Source organism: Cognatishimia activa (genome assembly GCF_001458335.1).
In the GTDB taxonomy this organism is placed as follows: domain Bacteria; phylum Pseudomonadota; class Alphaproteobacteria; order Rhodobacterales; family Rhodobacteraceae; genus Cognatishimia; species Cognatishimia activa.
In genome coordinates this window covers 963,202-986,117 of record NZ_CYTO01000024.1, presented here as the reverse complement: position 1 = coordinate 986,117, position 22,916 = coordinate 963,202, and the positions used below count along the sequence as shown (strand labels likewise).

Below are 22,916 nucleotides of genomic sequence, written 5' to 3'. Positions count from 1 at the left end.
CTCCTTGGGAAATGTTGCATCCCGCTATATGCTAGGGCAGACAGGACGACAAGCAACCCAATCAGGCCCGCACGGCATTTATGACGCAAACTCAACCTTCTGACAGCGAAACCGCTGAACCAGATCAGGCTTCCCAGCCAAAGCGCAAGCGCCATTGGAGCTGGTGGACGGTGCTGGGCACTGTCGTGTTTGTGCTGGTGTTGTGTGTCGGCGTTGTTGTTGGGCTACTTTACAGCCATGAACGCGCGATCCAAGCGCCGGACTGGTTGCGCAACATGGCGGTCGATCAGTTTTCCAGAGCATTGCCAGATGCGGATGTCAGCTTTGATAATCTGACAATTGAAGTTGAGGCGGATTGGCATCCTCGGATCTTGCTGGAACGTGTGGTGATCACCCCAAAGGATGGTGGGCCAGCGATCGAGTTTTCTGAGGCGGAAACGTCACTGTCTTACACGCGGCTTTTGCAACGTCAGGTCGCGCCGCGTGACATCCGTTTGTCAGGCGTTTTCTTGACCGCGCGTCGCGAGGCAGAAGGCGAGGTCGCGGTTTCTGTGGGTAATCCCAATACTGCCGACCGCCGCAGCACCGCGCTTTCTGATGTTGTGAACCAAATCGACGACTGGCTGACTTTGCCGCAATTTGAACGGCTCAATTCCGTCGATGTCGATGCTTTAACGGTTCAGTTTGATGACCTGCGCGCCAATCGGTCGTGGACCGTGGATGGCGGTCAGATGCAGATGCGCCGGGACGACGATCAATTGCGGATGTCTTCTAATCTGGCGCTACTTGGGGGGCGTGATTACGTCTCGACCATCGAGTTCAACTACGAAAGCACCTTAGGAGAAACATCAGCCGCCTTTGGCGTGAACATTGAAGACGTGGTGTCTCAGGATATTGCCAGCCAATCGCCAGCGTTGACCTGGCTCAATCTGATAAATGCGCCGATCTCTGGGGCGATGCGGGTTGCGATTGATGACGATGGCAATATCGGCCCGCTGAGCGCGACCTTGCAGATTGATGAAGGTGTCATTCAGCCAGAAGAGGGTGCACGTGCAATTCCTTTGAACGCTGCGCAGGCCTATCTGACCTTTGCGCCAGAGACCAATACCATCGTTTTTAACGAGCTATATGTGGACAGCCCTTGGGTGACGGCGCGCGCGGAAGGCAAAGCATTGCTTGAAGACTTTGAGACAGGTCTGCCAAACGCATTGGTTTTGCAGATGACGATGACAGAGCTTTCTGGCAATCCGGCGGATCTGTTTGATGCACCCTTTGCGCTTGAGCACGCACAAGCAGATTTCCGACTGCAGCTTGATCCATTTGAACTGCATATTGGCGAAATGCTGGTTCAGGATCGGGGCCAATCGTTGGTCTTAAATGCCAAGCTTGGAGCGACTGAGGACGATTGGATTTTCTCGCTGAACGGGCGCATGGATGCGTTAGAAGCAAGTCGGGTCGTTGATTGGTGGCCAGAAAACGCGGTGCCAAAAACGCGCAAATTTGTGGCTGAGAATATCTATGCCGGTTGGCTTGAAAACATCAATTTAGCGGTGCGCTCGGTGCCCGGTTCACGCCCGGATGTCTATCTAGATTTTGGGTTTCGCGACGCCTCGGTGCGCTATTCTAAGACTTTGCCGATTGTGACCGGCGGACGAGGTCAGGCAGTTCTTGAGGGCGACCGTTTCGTGGTCATGGCCCATGAGGGTATTGTTGCGCCGGGACAGGGTGGCGTGATCGATGTGTCGGGGACCAGCTTTGTCATCCCCAACACCCGCGTCAAACCAACACCTGCAGAAGTGAATTTGAAGACCGATGCCAGCGTGACTGCAACGCTTGCATTGTTGGACTACCCACCGTTGTCCTTCATTTCAAAGGCCAAGCTTCCGGTCGATCTGGCGGAGGGGAATGCGCGGATTGAAGGGCAGTTAAAGCTTCCTCTTAAGAAAAAGCTACCACCCGAGGATGTCGTTTTCGCGATGCAGGGTGAGTTGACCGATGTCAAAACCGGGCATTTTGTTAAGGACAAAGTCATTTCGTCACCGCGACTGAGGGCGGTTGCCAATAATGAAAAACTGACGCTGGAAGGATCAGGTCGCATTGGTGCGGTGCCATTTCAAGCGCGATTTGAAGCCGGGCTAAGACCTGAGAACGAAGGACGAAGTTCAGTGACTGGGACGCTCGATCTCAATCAGGCTTTTGTCGATGAATTCAAGATCGGGCTCACGCCTGATATGATTTCAGGGCAGGGCACTGGCGAGTTTGCTTTGAAATTCAAACGCGGTGAAATCGGCCGCTTTGAAGTGTCTTCAGATCTGGTTGGTTTGCGGATGGGAATCCCTTCTTTGGGCTGGTCCAAATCGGCGAACCGTTCTGGAACACTTGAAGTGGTGGGCCGATTGGGCACGCCTCTTGAGGTGACCAAGCTTGCTCTGGCGACGCCGGGACTCGAAGCCGAGGGAACGATTTCGCTTAAAAATGCTGGCGGATTGGATCGGGTGTCATTGAGCCAGGTACGTGTTGGAAATTGGTTGAATGGCAGCGCTGATTTGATCGGAAGAGCGGGTGCGACACCCAATATTTCGATCCGCTCTGGCACGCTGGATCTCCGCAACGCGCCGGCCGCGCAAGGTAATCCGGGTGGCGCAGCGCAAAGCACACGGATTGAAGCAGCTTTGGATCGCGTCACGATTTCAGATGGGATCACTTTGACGGATCTGCGCGGAACCTTTGCGACGGGCGGTGGGTTCAATGGCGAACTCAACGCCCGTGTAAACGGTGGCGCGCAGATCAACGGTGTTATCGTTCCGCGCAATGGACGCAGTGCTGTTCGAATTAGATCAAATGATGCGGGCGGCACGCTTCGCTCTGCAGGTATTCTGAAGCAAGCGGTTGGTGGTGATCTAGATGTGACTTTGATCCCAACAGGTGCCGACGGAGAGTTTGACGGGCGTCTCAAAGCGTCTTCAGTTCGTGTCAAAGATGCCCCTGCAATGGCTGAACTTTTAAATGCAATTAGTGTTGTGGGCTTAATTGAGCAACTGGGCGGCGAAGGCATCGCGTTTGCCGATGTAAATGCGGAGTTCAAACTCACTCCAACCTATGCCCATTTGACACAAGGCAGCGCTGCCGGCCCGTCGATGGGGATTTCCATGGATGGCATCTATAACCTCACCAATGGGCAGCTGGACATGCAGGGTGTGGTGTCACCAATATACCTGATCAATGCCATCGGACGTCCCGTATCTAAACGCGGTGAGGGTCTGTTTGGGTTTAACTATTCGCTGCGCGGGTCATCAGAGAATCCATCGGTTTCTGTGAACCCGCTTTCCGTCTTGACGCCCGGCTTCCTGCGAGACATTTTCCGCCGTCCGACTCAGGTGCCATCTGAGGCGCAGACCGAAGGGTCGGACAGCCAGTAAACGAACGGACCCAAAGCAGCGGATCAGCCCCCATGCAGCTATCGGATTTTGATTTTGACTTGCCGGATCGTTTGATCGCGACGCGGCCTGCGAAACCGCGCACGTCAGCAAAGCTTTTGGTGGCGACGCCGGATCGTTTCATTGATGCGCGTGTTTCAGATATCGCTCAGTTTTTTCGTCCCGGTGACCGCCTTGTCCTTAACGACACGAAAGTCATTCCTGCGCGCCTGACGGGCTATCGCCATCGCGACAGTGCGCAAGGGGCCGTCAAAGCCAAGATCGAAGTCACCTTGCTTGAGCCAAAGGGGGAAGGGCAGTGGAGTGCTTTGCTGAAGCCTCTGAAAAAGATCAATGAAGGGGAAGTGATCCACTTCGCTCAGGATTTCACGGCGACGCTTGAAAGCAAAGAAGACGGTCAGGCAATTCTGCAATTTGAGGCTGATGGGGATGCATTTGAGGCGGCATTGCAATCTGCTGGTGCGATGCCGTTGCCACCCTATATTGCGGCCAAACGGGCAGCGGATGATCAGGACAAGACCGATTATCAGACTGTGTTTGCGCGTCATTCAGGGGCGGTCGCGGCACCGACTGCATCTTTGCATTTCGACGAAGCACTGTTGGCGAGTCTCGTCGAAATGGGCGTGCAGTTTTCGCATGTTACCTTGCATGTGGGGGCGGGCACGTTTTTGCCTGTGAAGGTAGAGGACGTCACCACCCATAAAATGCATGCCGAGTGGGGACGCGTTAGCGCAGAGGCCGCCGCTGAGATTAAAGCCACCAAAGCCGCCGGAGGGCGCGTGATCCCCGTTGGCACAACAGCCCTGCGTTTGATCGAGAGCGCCGCAAGAGATGGTGAGATCGCCCCTTGGGAGGGGGAGACAGATATCTTCATCTATCCGGGGTTTGAATTTCATGTGGCCGACGCGCTGATGACAAATTTCCATTTGCCGAAGTCAACGCTGATGATGCTGGTCTCTGCCTTGATGGGGCAAGAACGGGTGCGTGAGATCTATGCCCATGCGGTTGAGAACGACTATCGGTTCTTTTCCTATGGGGATTCATCGCTTTTACTGCCTTAACGCTGACCCTGAACCTTGCCGCCTGTTGAGCGCGCGGATTTGAGTATTTTTGCAAAGGTGAAGCAGGATTGGTTTCACCCAGAATAGTTGGCGGCGCGTTTCATTTCTCGCTTGGCGGAATCAGAATTTAAGCGCACAAAAACTTAGCTGATCTTTCGGAGTGACTTGAATGATCCAATTCCTTTCCGGGGCCTGGGCGCTATTGCTTGGGATTTTGTTGCTTATGTTGGGCAACGGTATGCACGGCACCTTGCTGGGTCTGCGTGGCGAGATCGAAGGGTTCTCGACCGCCGAAATGTCCTTTGTCATGTCCGCTTATTTTGTTGGCTTTCTCGGAGGCTCTAAATTGACGCCCGAAATGATCCGCCGCGTGGGACATGTGCGGGTCTTTGCGGCGCTCGCCTCTTTCATCTCAGCCTGTCTGATCCTCTTTCCGGTCGTGTCAGATCCATGGGCCTGGGTGGTTCTTCGGATCATCATCGGATTTTGCTTCTCGGGTGTGTATGTGACCGCCGAAGGGTGGCTTAACAACGCCGCCAGTAATGAAAACCGCGGCCAGGCGCTGTCATTCTATATGATCGTTCAGATGGTGGGGATCATTGCTGCGCAAGCTGTGCTGTTGCTTGGCGATCCGTCAGGCTTTGTGCTTTTTGTGATCCCATCGGTTTTGATCTCTATTTCCTTCGCTCCGATCCTTTTGTCGATCACGCCGACACCGGCGTTTGAGCAAACCAACAATATGAGCTTTCGCGATCTCTGGCGGGTATCGCCTTTGGGCTTCGTGGGGATATTTCTGCTGGGGGGGATGTTTGCCGCTCAATTTGGTATGGCCGCTGTTTTTGGAACGACTGCCGGGCTGACTATTCCGCAGATCACCATGTTTGTCGCGTCGATTTACATTGGCGCGATGCTCACTCAATTCCCTATCGGCTGGATATCTGACCGCGTTGATCGACGTTTTCTGATTCTTGTCGTGTCGCTGGTCAGTGTCGTCGGCGGGATTGCGGGCATGCTGTCGCTCGACAACTTTGCTCTGATGCTGGTTTCGGGGTTCATTTTGGGGGGCACGGCCAACCCGCTTTATTCGCTGCTTCTGGCTCACACCAATGACTTCGTATCTTTGGAAGAGATGGCGGGCACCTCGGGAAGTCTTCTATTCATCAACGGGCTCGGCGCTATCTCAGGACCGCTGGTGATTGGTTGGCTCATGACCCAGTTTGGACCGGTTTCTTACTTTGGATACATGGTCGGCTTGATGGCGATTCTCGCCGCTTACGCGGCCTATCGAACCGCGCAACGTCCTGCTCCATCGGTGGACGATACCGCAAGCTACACGCCGATAGCGCCAACATCCTCGCCGGTCGCTTTTGAGGTTGCCCAAATTGTTGCCGAAGAAGCGCTAGAAAGCGAAAATGAGAGATAAATTGCGGTTTTGAAGTATTTTATGACTTTTACCTTGGGGCAGTTCGTGCGTAAATTTTTTGTAACGGATTTATGTCTCTGAAAAGGAGTTGGGCTATGGCAGGGCCTGAGGAGATTTTGAAGTTCTGGCTTGACGAGGTCGAGCCCAAGGACTGGTACGTTGCTTCAGATGAGCTGGATCAGACCATTCGCGACAGGTTTTTAAGCACCTGGGAAGAAGGTATGGCCGGTGGTTTGGGGCAATGGCTTACATACCCCACTGGGTCTTTGGCTTATGTCATTCTGATGGACCAATTCCCACGCAACATGTTCCGCGGGGATGGCAAGTCATTTGCCTCTGACCGCCGAGCGCTGTGCGCGGCCAAGACTGCGATTTCCAAAAAGTGGGACACGCGCATCGATCAGCCCGCACGGATGTTTTTCTACATGCCGCTGATGCATTCAGAAAACCAGTGCGATCAGGACCGCTGTGTGCGCTTGATCAAAGACCGTCTAGAGAATTCGGAAGCGAACCTTTTGCATGCCCGAGCGCATCGCGAAGTGATCCGTGAATTCGGTCGATTCCCCCATCGCAACGATGATCTGGGGCGTAAGAGTACCCAATTGGAATTGGCATACTTGGCCAAGGGTGGTTACGGGACAACCGTTCAAGCCATGCAGGCAGCTTAACAGCCGCCCGCCCATCTCTTTGAATTAGAAACCGCGTGAGGGTCCTTCCTTGCGCGGTTTTTGTTTGTTGCGATCGATTTCGCTCATAGACCTTGCACGAAAGGGGTACGCAGCGCAGGCTTGGGAGGATGTCAAAGCGCGCCCTATACCAGTTCCACATCATGCAGCAAGCCGACACCGGTTTGTTCAACAGGTGGCGAGCGCAGCCCCATGTTCTGGAATGGTGGGGAGAAGATGATGAGGAAGACGAAGAGGCCATTGCTTCGCCGCTCGTGAAACGTTGGATTGTTCGCCTCAACGGGAGGCCCTTCGCATATATCCAAGACTACGCGGTGCACGGCTGGCCGTTTGACCACCATTTCGCACATTTGCCCGAAGGATCGCGTGGCATCGATCAATTCATTGGCGAGCCTGATCTATTGGGGCAGGGGCATGGCCGTGCGTTCATCGCTGCGCATGTGGCCAATTTGTTTAATTCAGGTGCACCAGTTGTGGCCACTGATCCAGATCCAGAAAATACCCGCGCGATTGCGGTTTTTGAAAGGATTGGTTTTAGTGCCTATGCGGATCCATTTGACAGCGATTGGGGGCGCATTCTTCCAATGAAAGTCACGAAGTGAACAGTGACGGACTTGGTATTTTCAGGTGTCGGTTGAAAAACCTCGTTGCACTTCCCTGAGGCCCTTTTAAGGTTCTCTCCAAAGTCAAACCTGAGGGGAGAGCAGACCATGGCCGCCAAATCCTTTGATATGATTGTGATCGGGGCAGGGCCCGGAGGCTATGTGGCCGCCATTCGTGGCGCGCAGCTTGGTCTCAAGGTCGCCATCATTGAACGCGAGCATATGGGCGGGATTTGTCTGAACTGGGGCTGTATCCCGACCAAGGCGCTGCTGCGGTCCTCTGAAGTCTTTCACCTGATGAACCATGCCAAAGACTATGGTCTGAGCGCGGAGAATATTTCTTACGATCTGGACGCCGTCGTGAAACGCTCGCGCGGCGTGGCCAAGCAGCTGAATTCTGGCATTGGCCATCTGATGAAGAAAAATAAGGTCACCACCTTTATGGGAGAGGCGACCATACCGGCCAAGGGCAAGGTGGCGGTCAAAACCGATAAAGGTGTTGAGGAACTGACTTCGAAACACATTGTCGTGGCGACAGGAGCGCGGGCGCGAGAGTTGCCGGGGTTTGAGGCGGATGGCGATCTGGTCTGGACCTACAAACACGCGCTGCAACCGCCACGGATGCCAAAGAATCTTTTGGTGATCGGATCCGGTGCGATTGGCATTGAATTTGCAAGTTTCTACAACACGCTTGGGGCTAACACGACCGTCGTCGAAGTCATGGATCGGATTTTGCCTGTCGAAGACGCCGAAATTTCCACCTTCGCGAAGAAGTCCTTTGAAAAGCAAGGCATGACCATCATGGAAAAAGCCATGGTGAAGCAGCTGGATCGGGGCAAAGGCAAAGTTACAGCTCATATTGAGGTTGGCGGCAAGGTCACCAAACATGACTTTGACAGCGTAATATCCGCCGTTGGCATCGTGGGCAATGTCGAAGGCTTGGGGCTTGAAGCACTTGGTGTGAAGATCGACCGCACCCATGTCATTACCGATGAATACTGCCGAACCGGCGTGGATGGGGTCTATGCGATTGGTGACGTGGCCGGAGCGCCTTGGCTGGCGCACAAAGCCTCCCATGAAGGGGTGATGATTGCCGAACTCATTGCAGGCGGCAAACCCCATCCGGTGAAGCCAGAGAGCATTGCTGGGTGCACCTACTGCCACCCACAGGTGGCCTCAGTGGGGCTTACGGAAGAGAAAGCCAAAGATGCCGGGTATGACATAAAAGTCGGTCGGTTCCCATTTATTGGCAACGGCAAGGCCATCGCCTTGGGCGAAGCCGAGGGCATGGTAAAAACCATCTTTGATGCCAAAACAGGCGAGCTTCTCGGTGCTCACATGGTAGGCGCTGAAGTGACAGAGATGATCCAAGGCTATGTGGTTGGTCGCCAATTGGAGACAACCGAAGAAGATTTAATGCAAACCGTCTTCCCGCACCCAACGCTTTCTGAAATGATGCACGAAAGCGTTCTCGACGCCTATGGAAGAGCGCTGCATATATAATCTGAGGCCCCATTAGAGGACACGTGCAGAATGCCCAGCCTAAACCGGATCATTATGAACCGTCGCAGCCGTCGTATGATGGAAGAGATCGGTGCTGAAGACATGGATGTTGCTGAGATTTCCGGCCAATGGGGCGTGAACCTCAAAACCAAATCCTATGTGCAATACAAGTATCCGGCCCATGACATCTGTAAGGGTCCCGTGAAATACGCAGATGGGGAAGTGCTGAAATACGATCTGATCCTCGCCAACCAAGTGTGGGAGCATCTGGATCGCCCCTATGCAGCCGTCAAACACGTGATGGAAATGCTGCGCCCGGGCGGCTATTTCTGGCTCGCCGTGCCGTTTCACATTCCTTACCACGCAGCCCCTCATGATTGCTCGCGCTGGTCTGCGCGGGGGTTGAAGAACCTGCTGATTGAAGGCGGGTTTGAAGAGGGTCAGGTGCGGTCCGCCCAATGGGGCAACCGCGAAGCGGCGATGCGCAACCTAGAGCCTGATTGGCCGCCAGAGCATGTCAAAGAGACTGACAATTTGGACAACGACCGGAACTTTCCGATAGTCGCTTGGGCTTTGGCGCGTAAGGCTTGAGCTAACACTTGGAATAGTCTGGTTTGGTTGGGTGCAATCGCCAGTGCATCTGCAGCGAATGGCAGCTTGGAGCCCAAAACCTACGGATGTTGCGTGGGGTACGAAGGCCCGCCAAACACAGTACGCGGACCTTGGTAGTAATTGGAAAACGGACCAAAGCCACCGTAGGTTGCGGGTCAGCTCTTTGAGGCTTCAGATCACATATCGGAAATTCGCAGCACCCATCAAATCAGGCTAAAGGCAACTCACACAATACGGGTGAAGTCCTAACTTGTCTCCAATGTTGAAGATCTCATCTACCCGGAGGCGATGGAATTTAATAGTGTTTAGGCACGTTAGGCCGTTCTGGTGACCGCTGGGGAAACAGCTACCGCTAATTCTGTTTGATTTCAAAGCTCGCGATTTCCGCAAGTACAGTTGTCAAACGTTCAATGAGCGGCCCTAAACGAGCTTCTCCGCGCTCAAGCGACGCCGCCGTCGCGTCCCCCCAAGTGCCCGACGTCATGAAATCAGACGTCACCCATCCAATGGTGGCCCCGGTCAGCTCTAACGCCAAAGTTTCTGACTGAAAATCTGGGAAAGCGCAGTCGCGTTTGTTTTCGCGCACACGGTCCGGGGACACGGCCATCATCATAGACGTTTCCCATTCCCCTGCATGAATACCGTAATCTGGCTCGCGGGGATCAAGCGGTTCCAATGGGTCCGGTGTCGCACCGGATGCGAATATCTGGAACGTCATCAAGCCAGTTTCAATTCGAATGTCGCGAGCGAGCACTTCCAGCAAAGCCCTGTTGCCTCCGTGACAGTTCCAAAGGACAATACGGCGAAAGCCATTCGCCTTCGCACTTAAAGCGATGTCTTTGATCACCGCCATCAGCGTGGTTGCCGACAGAGACCAAGTTCCTGGAAATCCGACATGTTCATTGGATTTGGAAATCGGCAACATCGGAAGCCGCCAGATTTTGACCTCTGGCGCAAGCTGCGCCAGAGACATTTCGAGGAACTTTTCAGAAAAGACCAGATCACAATCCGTGGACAGGTGCGGGCCATGTTGCTCGATTGATCCAATCGGCAAGACGATAGCGCCATCCTTGGAGAGGTCCAGCGCGGCCACCTCCTGCCAGGTCAGCTCGTTGATATTGCGGTTCATGCTGCCTCCATGGCCTGTGCTTTAAGCGTTGCTTTAGCAATTTTTCCGGTTGGCGTCATTGGGAACTCGTCAATCGCGCGCACTGTCAGGCTTGTTAGCGTATAGGGTGTTTTGCCTTCAATCGCAGCAATTGCAGCTTCCGGATCAATGCCTTCGCCTGTGACAAAGGCCACCGGCTTGTGCGTGCCATCCGCCTGATCCAGACCAATGACTGCCGCTTCACGGATGCCCTCAACCAGCATCAAGGCTTCTTCGACATCCCGCGGGAACCAAGTCTCGCCAGCTACGTTCAAAAGCTCTTTCACCCGACCGCGCATAGTCAGATAGCCATCTTCAGACATCTGGCCCACATCACCGGAGTGCAACCAGCCATCCGCTGTCGCTTCAGTCGTTTTTTCTGGTTTTTCCCAATAACCAGCCATGAAGCCACCGCGCAAACAAACTTCGCCAACTTGGCCCTGAGGCAGCTCTGTCCCATCGGTACCCAAGATACGCACTTCTTTGTCAGGCAGAGGACGGCCGACAGCGCCAAAATGTTCGTCTGTCGGAAGGGTCGGGTCGCCAAGAGCAAAGAAGCCCCCGATTTCGCTTTGGCCATAGCTTTCGACCAAGGGCAGTTTTAGTTCGTCGCGCCAAGCTTGCTTCAGAGTCGGCGGAACGGGTCCACCACCAGAGGTGCCAAGGCGCAGGTTTTCGGGCGCGCCGCCATGTAGCCGCGATTGTTCAAGAACATCGGTCAGTACTGGCGGATTACCAACAAAGATCGTCGCCTTGGTGTCTTTAAGCGCTTTGTAACCCGTATCTGCGGCCCAGTCTTTCATGACGATGCAAGTGGCCAGGTTTTTCAACGGCGGCAGGATGTTGGCGACCAGCTGGTAGGATGATGACAAGGCCGAAGGGCCAAAAGAAATGTCATCGCGGGAATAGCGCAGACGCTCACCGATGCAGGACGATGCCACCATCGTTGGTTCGTGCGCCAGACATGCGCCCTTTGGCTGACCCGTCGTGCCAGAGGTGTACGACAAGTGCGCGATTGCGCTTTCGTCACCCGGGTCAACCGGCGCTGGCAGGTTCGCCTCCAACAGTTCAGGGAAACTCAACGCGCCCTCTTGTTTACCGTCCATGCAAATCAGGTGTTTTACTGTGCCGACTTTTTTGGAAGCCGCGATAGTCTCGGCAAGCTTGTCGTGTGTATAGACAACCAGCGTTGGTTTATGGTCGTTGAAATAGTAATCCAGATCATCGGCCAGCTTTACATTCACCAGCGAAGAAATCGCGCCAATCCGCCACGCCGCGAACATTGACAGCAGATAGTCCATACCATTGTGCGCAAAGATTGTGATCCGATCCCCTTTACGTGCGCCCAGGTCGTGGAACGCGCCTGCAGTCGCCTCGATCTGTTGGTACGCCTGCGTGTAAGTCAGGGACTTGTCACGTTCGACCCAGTGAAATGCTGTGTGGTCGGGGCGGCGATTGGCGCCATCGGTGATGAGCTGATGTAATAGCATGAGAGGTCTCCTTGAAAGGTGTCAGAGATTTTTGAGTTAACGATCGGCGTGATAGGGGATCATCAATGCCGCTGGGTTACGGGATCGACCAAAGACGCCTGACACGGCCAGAACCGTAAGCAGGTAGGGCAGCGCTACAAGCGCTTGCGTCGGGAGAGGCAGGTCGAAAAGCTGCAGGGACAATGCGAGCGCGTCCATTGACGCAAAGCCAAAGGCCGCGAGGATGGCCAGATATGGGTTCCAGCGCGCCAAGATAACGATCCCCAGTGCAATGAAGCCTCGACCTTGGACAATTGTGTCACGGAACAAGCCGATCTGGACGAGCACAAAGTAAGCGCCGGCCAATCCTCCGCCTAGCCCGCAAGCCAGCACAGCGATGATGCGCATCCGCACCACGTTGATGCCAGCAGCGGCCGCCGCTTTGGGGTACTCTCCAACAGCCCGCAGGTTTAGCCCAAACCGCGTGCGGAACATCAGCCAACCGGTTCCTAGCGCGATCAGGATCGTGATATAGAACATGACGGATTGGCCAAAGAGTGCTGGCCCGATTAGTGGGAGCTCTTTCAGACCGGGAATAGAGATTTCGGGCATCATCGGCGCTGTTTGAATACGCGGGACATCCCCCATGATGGTGCGAAACGCATAGCTTGCTATGCCCATCGCCAGCACATTGAAGATAATGCCGACAACCACTTGGCTTGCTTTTACGATAACATACATCCAAGCGAGAAAGGCATTTACAAGAATGCCAATACCCGCCGCCGCCAGCGCCCCAATCCAAGGTGAGCCACTCCAGATCGCTCCGAGGTATGCCGCTAAAGCGCCCAGTAGAATTGTGCCTTCAATTCCCACGTTCAAAACGCCTGCGCGCTCGCTGATCAATTCGCCCAGACTTGCCAAGAGCAATGGGCCAGTCAGCCGGACTGAAGCGGCGATCCAAGTGGTCAGAAATGCAAGCTCAGGGATATCCATTTCAGATCTTCTTTTTGCGAGAGAAAACAATGCGATGAGTGCGCAATACCTCGGTCGCCAATAGCAGCAACACGATGCTGGCCTGTACGATAAGAACAATGGACGAGGGCAAACCAGTCTGGCGCTGCATGGCGTCTCCGCCGACCGATAAGCCGCCATAAAGAACAGAGGCGATTGCTGTGCCAGGAATCGACATCCGCCCCAGAAGCGCCGTTACGATTCCTACAAAACCTGTTCCATCTGAAAGACCATCAAGTAACCGGTGATGCACACCGTAAATGGTGATCGCGCCAGCCAAACCGGCCAATCCACCTGCAATCAAAGCGGCCTGTCGTTGGCGTATGGCAACTTGGATGCCGCCGTAGCGCGCCGAACGTGGATTCAAACCGCTGGCGATCATTTCAAACCCCGCTCTGGATTTGGCCATGACCACCCAGATCACGACACCGGAAGCAATCGCGACCAGAAAACCTGCGTGCAGACGCGTTCCGCTAACGATGTAGGGAAGCCATAGGTCTTTCGGGAGCCTCTCGGTCTGAGGCATATCGCCGACAACACGCCAAGGCCCGGCGACAAGGTATTGGACAAGGTAGATCGCTAAAAAGTTCATCATCAGTGCGATCAGAACTTCATTGCCACCAAAGCGTATCTTCAGCTCACCAACCAGACCGGCCCATAGTGCACCAAGCGTTGCGCCCCAAGCCAGGGCAATCGCGATCACAAGCGCTGGCGCCGTGCTACTTAGTATGCCGCCTTCAAGTGCTCCAAGGCCCACCATTGTACCGCCCATTGCACCGATCAACAGGCACCCTTCGAACCCAAGAAAAATAAATCCACAGCGCCAGGCGACAATCGTTCCGAAGCCCACCATCATCAGCGGCGTCGCCGTCACCAATGTGTAGCCAAAGCCCCGTTTCGAAAAGAACGCGTTGCCGATCAAGGATTGGTAGCCCTCCCATGGGCTCGCCTCAAATGGCAAAAATAATATCCCGCCCAAAGCCATACCGATCAGCACGGCCAGCACGGACATCGCGACAATCGACCAACCACTCACGAGAGGCGTATCTCTTTTTTCTAAGGAAAACCTCATACCGCCACCTCGTCCAATTGGCGCCCAGCCATCATTGCACCCAAGATCGGTGTTGTTGCCTTGTCACGAGGAACGATGCCCATAATTTCACCTTCGAACATCACCGCGATGCGATCCGAAAGAGCCAGGATTTCTTCGAGCTCGGTAGAGGCCAGCAAGACAGCAGCACCTTGGTTGCGCTGCTCGATGATCTCGCCCCAAACCAATTCAATGGCTCCAACATCCAGCCCGCGCGTTGGTTGTTCGATCAGCAGCACTTTGGGGTCGCGTGAGACCTCACGTCCCAAGACCAGTTTCTGCAGATTGCCTCCGGACAGATTGCCGGAAATAAATTCTGCGTCCGGAGTCTTTACGCCAAAACGATCAATAACATTGTCAGCTGCAATACGAGCAAGCGACCTATTTAGAAGGCCAAATTGCGTAAATTCTTTGGAGGCACCCAGGATCACATTGTCTTCGATCGACAGTGTTACCAACGCACCGACTCCGCGCCGATCCGGCGGGACATAGCCGATTCCAGCCGCACGCCGTTCGACGGTGGTGAGGTTTGTTATTTCGCGACCCTCGAGAGTAATTGACCCACTTTGAGCTTCTTTCAAGCCAAATATTGTTTCGATGAGTTCAGTCTGTCCATTGCCGTCTACACCGGCGATGCCCAGCACTTCACCATGGCGCAAAACAAGGGCCACTGGCGGCGTCGCCTTCGCGCCAACGCGCGCTTCGACCTGCAGCTGCACCAACTCTAGAGCGCGTTTGCGTCCTTTGGGTTCTGTGCGGTCAACCGATAGGTCCAAATCGCGCCCGACCATCAGGCGTACTAGCTCCGCCTCGGTGCTCTCTGATGTATTTACGGTCGCGACCATCTGGCCTGCGCGCATAACGGCAACACGGTCTGAGATGGCCATCACTTCATGCATCTTGTGTGTGACGATGACGATTGCGTGGCCGTTTGACCGCAAACGATTGAGTACCTCAAACAAGGCGTCAGTTTCTTGGGGTGTCAGAACCGCTGTCGGTTCATCTAAGATTAGAAGTTTTGCATGGCGAAACAGCAACTTCAGGATTTCCACCCGTTGACGTTGCCCCACGGATAGATCTTCAATGCGGGCATCTGGGTCGACTTGCAGGCCATATTCCGTAGAGATTTCACGGATCAATTGGCGTGCCGTATTCAGATTTTCGGCACCTGCGGGCAACGTTGTCGTACCCATCAATAGGTTCTCAGCGACTGTGAAAGGTTCCACCAACATGAACTCTTGGTGGATCATGCCAATACCGTGTTCGATGGCCTGCGCTGGATCGCGGAATGATGTTTGAACCCCGCTAAATTCTATTTTTCCTTCGGTGGGTTCGTATAGCCCGTAGAGGATATTCATTAGAGTGGATTTGCCCGCTCCGTTTTCTCCGAGAAGTGCCACGACCTCGCCCGCATGTAAGTCAAAGTCAATTTTGTCATTTGCCAGCACCGAAGCGCCAAAGCGCTTGGTGATTTTTTGCATGCGCAGGAGAGTAATGGCGTTGGTCATAGCACTTCCGGGGAGAACCAGGGGGAGGAGCTTCCTCACCCATCTTTTGTTAGATCAGTTGAGCAAATTAGGACGCCGGTTCAATTTCACCGCTATCGACTTTGGCCCAGATCTCAAGGAACTTTGCCCATGTGTCTTCGCTAATCAGGTCCGTATTGTAGGTGGTGTCGCCGTAGAGCGGCAGCCAAGAGAACCCGAGTGCAGGTTCCCACATTCCACCACCTTCAAAGCTGCCATCAGCAACCATTTTGGCCACTTCCTGCACCAAACCCGCGTTGTTCGCAGAAAGGCTGGTGCCCATTTCGCTCGGAGCCAGCTCGGTTTGTTCGGCGAACATGCCGATAACTTTCGCGCCCTGTGACGAAGCACCCTCGATCGCGCCGATGCCCGTGATGTCAGCGGTGTGCCAGATAACGTCAGCACCGTTGCCGATCATGGTTGAGGCTGCTTCACGACCCTTGGCAGCGTCATTGTAATCGCCTGTCACAATCGCATAGCCTTTTAAGCCATCTTTGGTTGCTTCAGCAGCCTCTACAAATGCTTTGGCCATACCTTGAGTGGTCGGGTTGTCCCCACCGCCAACGACGCCAACGGCTTTACCGTCAGACATCAGCGCTGCAAGTGCGCCCATACCATAGGCCGCATCCGTATAACGGAATTCTACATACAAAGCATTGCTCGGGATCTCGGTATTGCCAGGCGCAGATGTCGTCGCAAAAAATGCTTGCTCCGGGTATTCTTCGGATATCTCCGCAAACAGGCTTCCGAACTGATAACCGTGGCCAATCACAAGATCGTAACCATCGTCGGCGTAACCTTGAACAACCGCCGGAATATCAGCTTGGCTAACGTTCTCTGAGAAAGCCACGTCGAAACCGTCAGCTTTTAGTGCTTGCAGCCCCTGATAGGCGCCAGCGTTCCACCCGCCATCAGCGATTGAACCTGGCAAGACCAGCGCCACAGTGGTTTCGGCATTAGCCGTAGAGGCCGTGCCAAGCATAAGGGCCGCCGCGGTGGAAAGCATGACTTTTGAGGTCTTAAAGTAGGACATGAAAGAGCCCCTTTCGGATATTGCGGATAATTGAGAGTCCCCAGCCATCCGCGGTTTCATGATAGCAGCCGAGACGTTTCGTTCGATTGCGATTTGTAAATGCTAGCCAACCGGTTTGGATTTGATCAATGACCGCAGCAGTATTTGAGTCATATCGAATTTGATATGGCTTCAGGCATAATCATTTCGCTTATTTTATAAGCTGAAATTCACACGGATTCCGGCAGGCCGCTTAGTTTCGCTGCACTTTGAATCTGTTTTCTCAGCCAGACGGCCGATGGACCACGATGAGTGGCTTCATGCCAAAGCAACCTAAATTCCATCGGCGGAAAGAAATCCGGCGCCGGAACAACCTCAAGCGGCATAGTTGTCGAAAAATGCTCGGCAAACTGGCGGCATGTTGTAAAAACCAGATTCGATCCCGTGAGAACTTGAGGGATGAGATTGTATTCGGGGATAAGGCACTGCGTCTGTCTTGGAATCTTTTGCGCGACCAAGGCACCATCGATTGGTCCTTTGTCAGCTCTTGAAATTGGATATGGCGCAACGTGCTTGAGACTAAGATACTCTTCCGCAGTCCGCGGCGGTCGATCAACGATACTATGCCCTTCACGAACCAACAGAACGACATCATCCATTCCCAATGGCATAAACCGCAATGTGTCATACGTACCCCGAGTGAATTCGCTCACACAGTCGACCACCACGTCCATGGTTCGGCTGGCCAATGCATTGACGACATCAAACTCAGGTTCGATCGCACGTATATGCGTACGCAAGTTTGGACCCGCCCGCTTGATGGCTACAACAAGCGGTGGAACAAGAGTTACCATGTTGCTGTCTGTGAAACCTAAGGAAAAGGTTTGATCTGACTTTTCCGGCGCAAAGCTACTCTCAGGCTGCACCAACTCACTCAACCGGTCTAGGATATTCTCCACTTCTGCCAGAACGAGTTTGCCGCGGTCGGTAACAACCATCCCGTCACCACCTCGAACAAGCAAGGCATCTCCGAATTTCTGGCGCATTTCTGCAAGTAAACGACTGACTGCTGGTTGAGAGGTATCAAAGAAATGCGAGGTCGCCGTTACGTTCTTGCTCGACAGAAGATGAGCTAGGACTCGCAATTGATGCGTGGTGAAGTTTTCAAACTTTATCATAGAGGCAGGTTCAATATACTGGCCCAAGGCTGTCAAGCTTAAGCACCGCACAGCGTTTGACAACGAGATTTATTTGAATGTCTCTGCGAAACCCATTTCCGATTCAGGCTAAGAGCGCTTATTCTGGTCCTACAAGGGAATGGCAGCTTAGGTTTGGTTATCTGACGTTGATTTACCTGTGTGGTACGGCTGCAAAGTCCGCGTAGCAGACATCCATCATGAAATTTTTTGGCACCTAATCGCCGGACTTATCCGTTTTCGCAATATTTACCTTGAGAATCCTTTTTGTTCACGGGAGTTACCTTCTGTCCCAAATCTTTAAATGTTCACTTTTTGATATTGGAGACTCATCCCCGCTGAGCTTTGTGCAAGGGGCTGTATTTTGGGGCCCTGAGGGTTGAGCTGAAAAACATCGAGGTGCGCGGCGCAAGCGAGCATAATTTGAAGTCCATCAATGTGGATATTCCGCGCGATCAGTTGGTGGTGATTATCGGTCTGTCTGGGCTGAAAATCTCAATTTGACCGGCCGTGCTACCCCAAACGTCGCGCTGGATGTCGATAAGTTGACGTAAGAAATACCGTTTCTTGGGAAAGCCCGACCCTTTTTTGCGACGACCCGCTGGATTAGTTCAATCGATGGTTTCCTGCGGCCCTCTGATCAATCATCCAAAGAGCCATGTACGGCAAATTGGTCCAGATCGGCTTTGTGAGATTCAATGGCGCGGTAGCTTTCGCGTACGCCGGTCTCTGTTAGGTCACGTGAAAGAGTAAGTAGAGTGCCATCGGTATGTTCTTCGCAGAGTTCGGCCATTTGGGTGATCTCTTCAGCCGCGACCGGACGGGCGGCCTCCACATCAGGCGCGCCGTAGTAGGTGACGAAGTGCTGTGCAAGCTGGTCGGTCAGCCGCTGAACTTCTGCCGTCGTGACAGTTGTGACCGCCACAAATGTAACGCGCCCGCCTGTCTCGATACCGAACCAACCATTTGAAAAGGCTTGCCTTGCTTTGCCGACCAGATCGCCCTCGGCCCAGTTCGAGAACTCAAACCCGCCCGCAATGCACCATTCTCCGGTCCGAGCATGTTTGGAGAAGACCCGAGTGTCGCTATCATCCAGATGTGTGGCAATCGCAAGTTTCATCAGCGAGTCTCCAGTAGTGTGGTCAGAGGAATGAGATGGGTTGTTTCATCGCGATCTCGCAAAAGCATGCCAAAGTCTTCGTCTACGCCCATGAAAATGCCTGTCAAACCGTCTTGGATGATATCCTCGCCCATAGCATGGGCCAACCCGCGCCATTCTTCGTGCAATGGGCGCGGGCCATCCTGTTCCCAACGGTTGATCCAGTTCAGCGTGTGGCGCGCCCAAGCCTCCACGAGGCGCGGAGCCTCAACGTCAACGCAACCCTCGGCATAGAGTGCTGTTTCATCGGGTGTGTCTCCCGGGCGGTTGTTGTCTGGCCAGAGTGGTAAAGTGAATCCGACCACCAGCCAGTCGGATATTTGGTCCAATTCTCTGTTTGAAGCAGCCACGCGAAACATACCACATCGCGCGCCGTTTATTCGGATGCCGCCGCCCCATTCCAAATGCACCGCAACCTCCGGTGGGGCGAGTGCACCAAGGGCATTCTGAAACCCGATCGCACAGGTGGGAAGCATTGTCATGGCGCGCGACAATGGGACTTCAGGTGTAAGGACCAAAGCCGCGGACAGGCTATTGGCACCCAGATTATAGACTATCAATCCTGCATCACAGCCCATCGCGGCCTTGGCTTGTGCTGTGGCGAACGCGTCGTTTGGGCCTGTCACCTCGTGGCCCGACATCAAAGGAGGAAAAACCACCTGATCGCTCATGCATTGCCCCCGTCGATCAGTGCACGCGCTACTTTACGGAAGGCTTCGGTCTGCGGGCTGTCGGGTTGACTGGTCACAATCGGTGCGCCCCCATCAGCGGCCATGCGGATCTGTAGATCCAGCGGGATTTCAGCGAGAAGCGGTACGCCCAATTTCTCGGCTTCGGCAGCAACGCCGCCATGACCAAATGTGTGTTCTACGTGACCGCAATTTGAGCAAATATGCGTTGACATGTTTTCGATCATACCATGGATGGGCACGTTCATTTGTTTAAACATGTCGATCCCCTTGCGCGCATCCAGTAGGGCGATGTCTTGTGGCGTCGATACGATCACGGCCCCGTCCACCGGAGCCTTTTGAGCAAGTGTCATTTGCACGTCTCCAGTGCCCGGCGGAAGGTCGACAATTAGGACGTCTAAAGCGCCCCACTGCACCTGCGTCATCATTTGCTGTAGCGCACCCATAAGCATTGGTCCGCGCCACACCACGGCCTGATCATCATTTGTCATGAGGCCGATGGACATCATCGTGACCCCGTGATTGCGCAGCGGCAGTATCGTTTTGCCATCCGGGCTTGAAGGGCGCCCTGAAACGCCAAGCATACGCGGTTGAGATGGGCCATAAACATCTGCATCAAGCAGCCCTACACGCCGACCTTCTGCGGCCAAAGCACAGGCTAGGTTGGCGGAAACGGTCGACTTTCCAACGCCGCCCTTGCCAGACGCCACAGCCAGAATACGATCCACGCCAGGAATTTTCTCCGGCCCCTTAGGGGCAGCAGCAGATTTTGGTTTAAGATCAGGCGGCGCTGCCGGGGTGCTATGCGCTGTCATGACAATATTTGCGGAAGCACCGATAGCGGCCAAAGCGCTCTCGGCTTGTGATTTTACGGCCTCATAACTTTGTGCGCGCTTCGGGTCGATTTCCAACACAAATCTGACCGAAGTGCCATCTACATTCAGTGCTCTCATCGTGCCCGAAGATACGATATTGCCACCAGCGGGATCATTCACGCCTTTAAGTGCATCTAGAACCTGTTCTCGGGTCAAGGTTTACTCCTGTGCCTTGATGTCGCCTTCGACTTCGTGGGTCATTCCCAGTTCGTCGATGGTGATGACCGCGCGGGCCTTAAAGCTTTTGCCTTCTGTAACGGGGGCTGCCCGTAATGCGTCTTCGATCGCTTGTTGCGAGGTTACGCCAACCTGTTTCAAAAATTTGCGCATGGACATATTGAAATCATCGCTCATGGGGGCTCCTGTGTCAGTGATCGCGCCGTTTAGACAGATAGTCTTCCGTGGTGCGCGGGCGGGGCCGTTCGCCCCCTTCAAATGGATTGTTTTTCGCGTGATATTGAGCGTTCACGCGGCAATTGTCACACATCTGGATCATCTTTGCGGCTTCCGAGTTGGCGAACATCGCATGCTTCCCCGCCAGCTTCTCAGAAATCTTCTCGATGGTCGATTTCACACCGAACAGCGCGCCGCATTCGATACAGGCAAACGGCTCTTCTTCGTGTAGCACCTGCTGATCCAGCGCGGCTGGGGTGAGGTTCATCTGTGGGGTCAGCGTGATTGCATTCTCTGGGCAGGTCGAGACGCAGATGCCGCATTGCAAACAAGCGTCTTCCTGAAAACGCAGTTGCGGCAGGTCTGGATTGTCACCCAATGCGCCAGACGGGCAAAGCGATACACAGGACAAGCAGAGCGTGCAGGCGTCTGTATCGACCACCGTCGCGCCATAGGGGGCTCCATCCGGCAACGGTAAGTTCTCGGCGTCGGGGTTCAGGGCGATGGCGGCTTGTCGTGTGACTTGGCGACGGCTGCCGACGGGGCGTATGGGAGCGGCGATGGAGGCCGGGGCTTGGGAGTCATAGAGTGCGTCTGACATGACATCAGGGTCGCTGGTGTCCAACAGTGTTACCTTGGCACCCATGGCGCGTGCCAAACTGGCCTCGTGGGCGATGATGTCTGCATCTACGCCAGGGGCCATAAGAAGGGTAACATCGGCAAACCCGGCGGCAGATGCGGTCAGCATCTCGGCATGGCCAAATGCAGCAAGGGCAGGGATTTCCAGCGGAATGACATCAGCAGGAAGACCGCGCCCAAACCGAGCAGACAGTCGTATCATCTCGGACCCATGATCGTTCACCACGAGAAGACGTGGCGTTTCGCCGCCGGCTTCCAGATAGGCGCGGGCCAGTGTCTGCGCGCGCCGGATGGTCAGATCAACAGGCGGTGCATCATAGCTGATCGCCCCTGATGGGCAAAGCGACGAACATGCGCCGCACCCGGCGCAGATCATTGGATCGATCACAACGTGATCCCCGTTGGGTTGGATGGCTCCTGTCGGACACGCGTTTAGACAACGTGAGCAGCCAGATTGGCTTGCGCGAGAATGGGCGCAAAGAGCTGGCTCTGATTTAATATAAAGGGGTTTTTCGAAAGTCCCGACCAGATGAGAGGCTTTCATAACGGCCTCGGCAACCGACGGCGCATGAGCGGGATCGGCGCACAGATAACCTTCGCGTTTTTCCGGGGCAGGGAACAGGGCCACGTCGCCAGTCAGGTCTAAAATGATATCACATTCTGACGACCCACCATCGCGTGGCGCAGTCAAGCGGGGGGCACCTCGTCCTCCAGGCTCTAGCTTTTCAAGCGCGTCGATCTGGACACTGAATTGCCCCAAAGCACCTTTGGCTGTCTTAAGACGCCCACGTATTGCGTCATAGGCGCGCGTGACCGGCAGATCTGCGCCGTCCGTCAGCAAAACAGTTACCCCAAGATGGTCCTTCAAAGCCTCAGCTGCAGGGATCGCGACAGACTCAGATCCGATGACTAGGCACAGCCCCTCGGACCGAATATCCACCACTTTTTCCGTTGGGGCTGACAACGAAGCCTCCGCCACAAGCGCGGCCATTTTGGGTAGTTTGGAGGCCGGATCACTGGACCATCCGGCCCGGTCGCGCAGATCGAGAACGGGCGGAGCAGGGGCATCAATTTCGTCCGCCAATGCTTCAAAAAATCGCCGTTCTTGGGCGCAACAAATAATTGCGTCTCCCCCAGAAATGGCAGCAGCGGCCTGTTCGATCTGTGTGGTGCAAAGGTTGCTATGTAGCTTTGAAACCGGTGCGCCGGTCGCATCCGAAAGCGCGGTGGAATCTATGGATTGACTTCCGGAACAATCGCATAAAATCAGTGTCTTAGACATGTTTCTCCCCGCGTTACTGTCGAGCAATTTAGCCCCTTTTTGGGGCGTCGACCGGGGTTCAACTAGCCATGATTTCGAACGGGCGTAAACTGGTTTTTTTCGAT

General features: G+C 54.4%; 19 protein-coding genes. 7 read left to right on the top strand and 12 right to left on the bottom strand.

Annotation, left to right across the window (positions count from 1 at the left end):
* The first annotated feature begins 80 nt into the window (after nucleotides 1-80).
* The 7 genes from TA5113_RS15915 to TA5113_RS15885 all read left to right on the top strand — a co-directional run bounded on the left by TA5113_RS15915 (nucleotide 81) and on the right by TA5113_RS15885 (nucleotide 9,303).
* Nucleotides 81-3,419 (top strand): YhdP family protein, encoded by a 3,339-nt coding sequence (locus TA5113_RS15915; RefSeq protein WP_058315894.1) that lies wholly within the window; start codon nucleotides 81-83, stop codon nucleotides 3,417-3,419.
* A 32-nt stretch (nucleotides 3,420-3,451) separates the two neighbouring features.
* The gene (queA, locus tag TA5113_RS15910; RefSeq protein ID WP_058315895.1) at nucleotides 3,452-4,498 is read left to right on the top strand and encodes a tRNA preQ1(34) S-adenosylmethionine ribosyltransferase-isomerase QueA; all 1,047 of its coding nucleotides are present in this window, start codon (nucleotides 3,452-3,454) and stop codon (nucleotides 4,496-4,498) included.
* A 169-nt stretch (nucleotides 4,499-4,667) separates the two neighbouring features.
* Entirely contained in the window at nucleotides 4,668-5,921 is a 1,254-nt protein-coding gene (locus tag TA5113_RS15905; RefSeq protein WP_058315896.1) for an MFS transporter, read from the top strand.
* Between the two features lie 95 nt (nucleotides 5,922-6,016).
* Complete coding sequence (locus tag TA5113_RS15900; protein ID WP_058315897.1) at nucleotides 6,017-6,589, top strand: DUF924 family protein; 573 nt, start codon at nucleotides 6,017-6,019, stop codon at nucleotides 6,587-6,589.
* Between the two features lie 128 nt (nucleotides 6,590-6,717).
* Nucleotides 6,718-7,209 (top strand): GNAT family N-acetyltransferase, encoded by a 492-nt coding sequence (locus TA5113_RS15895; protein ID WP_082625931.1) that lies wholly within the window; start codon nucleotides 6,718-6,720, stop codon nucleotides 7,207-7,209.
* Between the two features lie 108 nt (nucleotides 7,210-7,317).
* The gene (gene lpdA / locus TA5113_RS15890) at nucleotides 7,318-8,712 is read left to right on the top strand and encodes a dihydrolipoyl dehydrogenase (protein ID WP_058315898.1); all 1,395 of its coding nucleotides are present in this window, start codon (nucleotides 7,318-7,320) and stop codon (nucleotides 8,710-8,712) included.
* Nucleotides 8,713-8,742: 30 nt separating this feature from the next.
* Nucleotides 8,743-9,303, top strand: a complete 561-nt coding sequence (locus TA5113_RS15885) for a class I SAM-dependent methyltransferase (protein WP_058315899.1) — start codon at nucleotides 8,743-8,745, stop codon at nucleotides 9,301-9,303.
* Nucleotides 9,304-9,676: 373 nt separating this feature from the next.
* Here the strand turns inward: TA5113_RS15885 and TA5113_RS15880 are convergent, their stop codons facing one another.
* The 12 genes from TA5113_RS15880 to TA5113_RS15825 form a co-directional block, all read right to left on the bottom strand.
* The gene (locus TA5113_RS15880) at nucleotides 9,677-10,453 is read right to left on the bottom strand and encodes a creatininase family protein (protein ID WP_058315900.1); all 777 of its coding nucleotides are present in this window, start codon (nucleotides 10,451-10,453) and stop codon (nucleotides 9,677-9,679) included.
* Nucleotides 10,450-11,961 (bottom strand): class I adenylate-forming enzyme family protein, encoded by a 1,512-nt coding sequence (locus TA5113_RS15875; protein WP_058315901.1) that lies wholly within the window; start codon nucleotides 11,959-11,961, stop codon nucleotides 10,450-10,452. The genes TA5113_RS15880 and TA5113_RS15875 overlap by 4 nt, the downstream gene beginning before the upstream one ends.
* 36 nt (nucleotides 11,962-11,997) lie before the next feature.
* Entirely contained in the window at nucleotides 11,998-12,933 is a 936-nt protein-coding gene (locus TA5113_RS15870) for an ABC transporter permease (RefSeq protein ID WP_058315902.1), read from the bottom strand.
* Nucleotide 12,934: 1 nt separating this feature from the next.
* Nucleotides 12,935-13,987 carry an ABC transporter permease gene (locus TA5113_RS15865; protein ID WP_258953935.1) on the bottom strand — a complete coding sequence of 351 codons (1,053 nt, stop codon included), beginning with the start codon at nucleotides 13,985-13,987 and terminating at the stop codon, nucleotides 12,935-12,937.
* Nucleotides 13,988-14,019: 32 nt separating this feature from the next.
* Nucleotides 14,020-15,549, bottom strand: coding sequence for an ABC transporter ATP-binding protein (locus TA5113_RS15860; protein WP_058315904.1), 1,530 nt, complete (start codon nucleotides 15,547-15,549; stop codon nucleotides 14,020-14,022).
* 67 nt (nucleotides 15,550-15,616) lie between these two features.
* Nucleotides 15,617-16,600: a BMP family protein gene (locus TA5113_RS15855; protein WP_058315905.1), complete on the bottom strand. Its 984-nt coding sequence runs from the start codon at nucleotides 16,598-16,600 to the stop codon at nucleotides 15,617-15,619.
* 209 nt (nucleotides 16,601-16,809) lie between these two features.
* Complete coding sequence (locus tag TA5113_RS15850) at nucleotides 16,810-17,757, bottom strand: LysR family transcriptional regulator (RefSeq protein WP_058315906.1); 948 nt, start codon at nucleotides 17,755-17,757, stop codon at nucleotides 16,810-16,812.
* A gap of 658 nt (nucleotides 17,758-18,415) precedes the next feature.
* On the bottom strand, nucleotides 18,416-18,895 hold the full coding sequence (locus TA5113_RS15845) for a DUF6505 family protein (RefSeq protein ID WP_058315907.1): 480 nt from the start codon (nucleotides 18,893-18,895) through the stop codon (nucleotides 18,416-18,418).
* On the bottom strand, nucleotides 18,895-19,605 hold the full coding sequence (locus TA5113_RS15840; RefSeq protein ID WP_058315908.1) for a biotin/lipoate--protein ligase family protein: 711 nt from the start codon (nucleotides 19,603-19,605) through the stop codon (nucleotides 18,895-18,897). Before TA5113_RS15840 ends, TA5113_RS15845 begins: the two co-directional genes overlap by 1 nt.
* Nucleotides 19,602-20,654: an Mrp/NBP35 family ATP-binding protein gene (locus TA5113_RS15835; RefSeq protein WP_058315909.1), complete on the bottom strand. Its 1,053-nt coding sequence runs from the start codon at nucleotides 20,652-20,654 to the stop codon at nucleotides 19,602-19,604. The genes TA5113_RS15840 and TA5113_RS15835 overlap by 4 nt, the downstream gene beginning before the upstream one ends.
* A gap of 3 nt (nucleotides 20,655-20,657) precedes the next feature.
* Nucleotides 20,658-20,852 carry a DUF6494 family protein gene (locus TA5113_RS15830; RefSeq protein WP_058315910.1) on the bottom strand — a complete coding sequence of 65 codons (195 nt, stop codon included), beginning with the start codon at nucleotides 20,850-20,852 and terminating at the stop codon, nucleotides 20,658-20,660.
* A 13-nt stretch (nucleotides 20,853-20,865) separates the two neighbouring features.
* Nucleotides 20,866-22,812 (bottom strand): 4Fe-4S binding protein, encoded by a 1,947-nt coding sequence (locus TA5113_RS15825; RefSeq protein ID WP_058315911.1) that lies wholly within the window; start codon nucleotides 22,810-22,812, stop codon nucleotides 20,866-20,868.
* Between the last annotated feature and the right edge of the window lie 104 nt (nucleotides 22,813-22,916).

What these genes read in the sequence shown, in the direction of transcription:
- TA5113_RS15915 (WP_058315894.1), top strand. Translation starts at nt 81, where the DNA reads ATGACGCAAACTCAACCTTCTGACAGCGAAACCGCTGAACCAGATCAG.
- queA (WP_058315895.1), top strand. Translation starts at nt 3,452, where the DNA reads ATGCAGCTATCGGATTTTGATTTTGACTTGCCGGATCGTTTGATCGCG.
- TA5113_RS15905 (WP_058315896.1), top strand. Translation starts at nt 4,668, where the DNA reads ATGATCCAATTCCTTTCCGGGGCCTGGGCGCTATTGCTTGGGATTTTG.
- TA5113_RS15900 (WP_058315897.1), top strand. Translation starts at nt 6,017, where the DNA reads ATGGCAGGGCCTGAGGAGATTTTGAAGTTCTGGCTTGACGAGGTCGAG.
- TA5113_RS15895 (WP_082625931.1), top strand. Translation starts at nt 6,718, where the DNA reads ATGTCAAAGCGCGCCCTATACCAGTTCCACATCATGCAGCAAGCCGAC.
- lpdA (WP_058315898.1), top strand. Translation starts at nt 7,318, where the DNA reads ATGGCCGCCAAATCCTTTGATATGATTGTGATCGGGGCAGGGCCCGGA.
- TA5113_RS15885 (WP_058315899.1), top strand. Translation starts at nt 8,743, where the DNA reads ATGCCCAGCCTAAACCGGATCATTATGAACCGTCGCAGCCGTCGTATG.
- TA5113_RS15880 (WP_058315900.1), bottom strand. Translation starts at nt 10,453, where the DNA reads ATGAACCGCAATATCAACGAGCTGACCTGGCAGGAGGTGGCCGCGCTG.
- TA5113_RS15875 (WP_058315901.1), bottom strand. Translation starts at nt 11,961, where the DNA reads ATGCTATTACATCAGCTCATCACCGATGGCGCCAATCGCCGCCCCGAC.
- TA5113_RS15870 (WP_058315902.1), bottom strand. Translation starts at nt 12,933, where the DNA reads ATGGATATCCCTGAGCTTGCATTTCTGACCACTTGGATCGCCGCTTCA.
- TA5113_RS15860 (WP_058315904.1), bottom strand. Translation starts at nt 15,549, where the DNA reads ATGACCAACGCCATTACTCTCCTGCGCATGCAAAAAATCACCAAGCGC.
- TA5113_RS15855 (WP_058315905.1), bottom strand. Translation starts at nt 16,600, where the DNA reads ATGTCCTACTTTAAGACCTCAAAAGTCATGCTTTCCACCGCGGCGGCC.
- TA5113_RS15850 (WP_058315906.1), bottom strand. Translation starts at nt 17,757, where the DNA reads ATGATAAAGTTTGAAAACTTCACCACGCATCAATTGCGAGTCCTAGCT.
- TA5113_RS15845 (WP_058315907.1), bottom strand. Translation starts at nt 18,895, where the DNA reads ATGAAACTTGCGATTGCCACACATCTGGATGATAGCGACACTCGGGTC.
- TA5113_RS15840 (WP_058315908.1), bottom strand. Translation starts at nt 19,605, where the DNA reads ATGAGCGATCAGGTGGTTTTTCCTCCTTTGATGTCGGGCCACGAGGTG.
- TA5113_RS15830 (WP_058315910.1), bottom strand. Translation starts at nt 20,852, where the DNA reads ATGAGCGATGATTTCAATATGTCCATGCGCAAATTTTTGAAACAGGTT.
- TA5113_RS15825 (WP_058315911.1), bottom strand. Translation starts at nt 22,812, where the DNA reads ATGTCTAAGACACTGATTTTATGCGATTGTTCCGGAAGTCAATCCATA.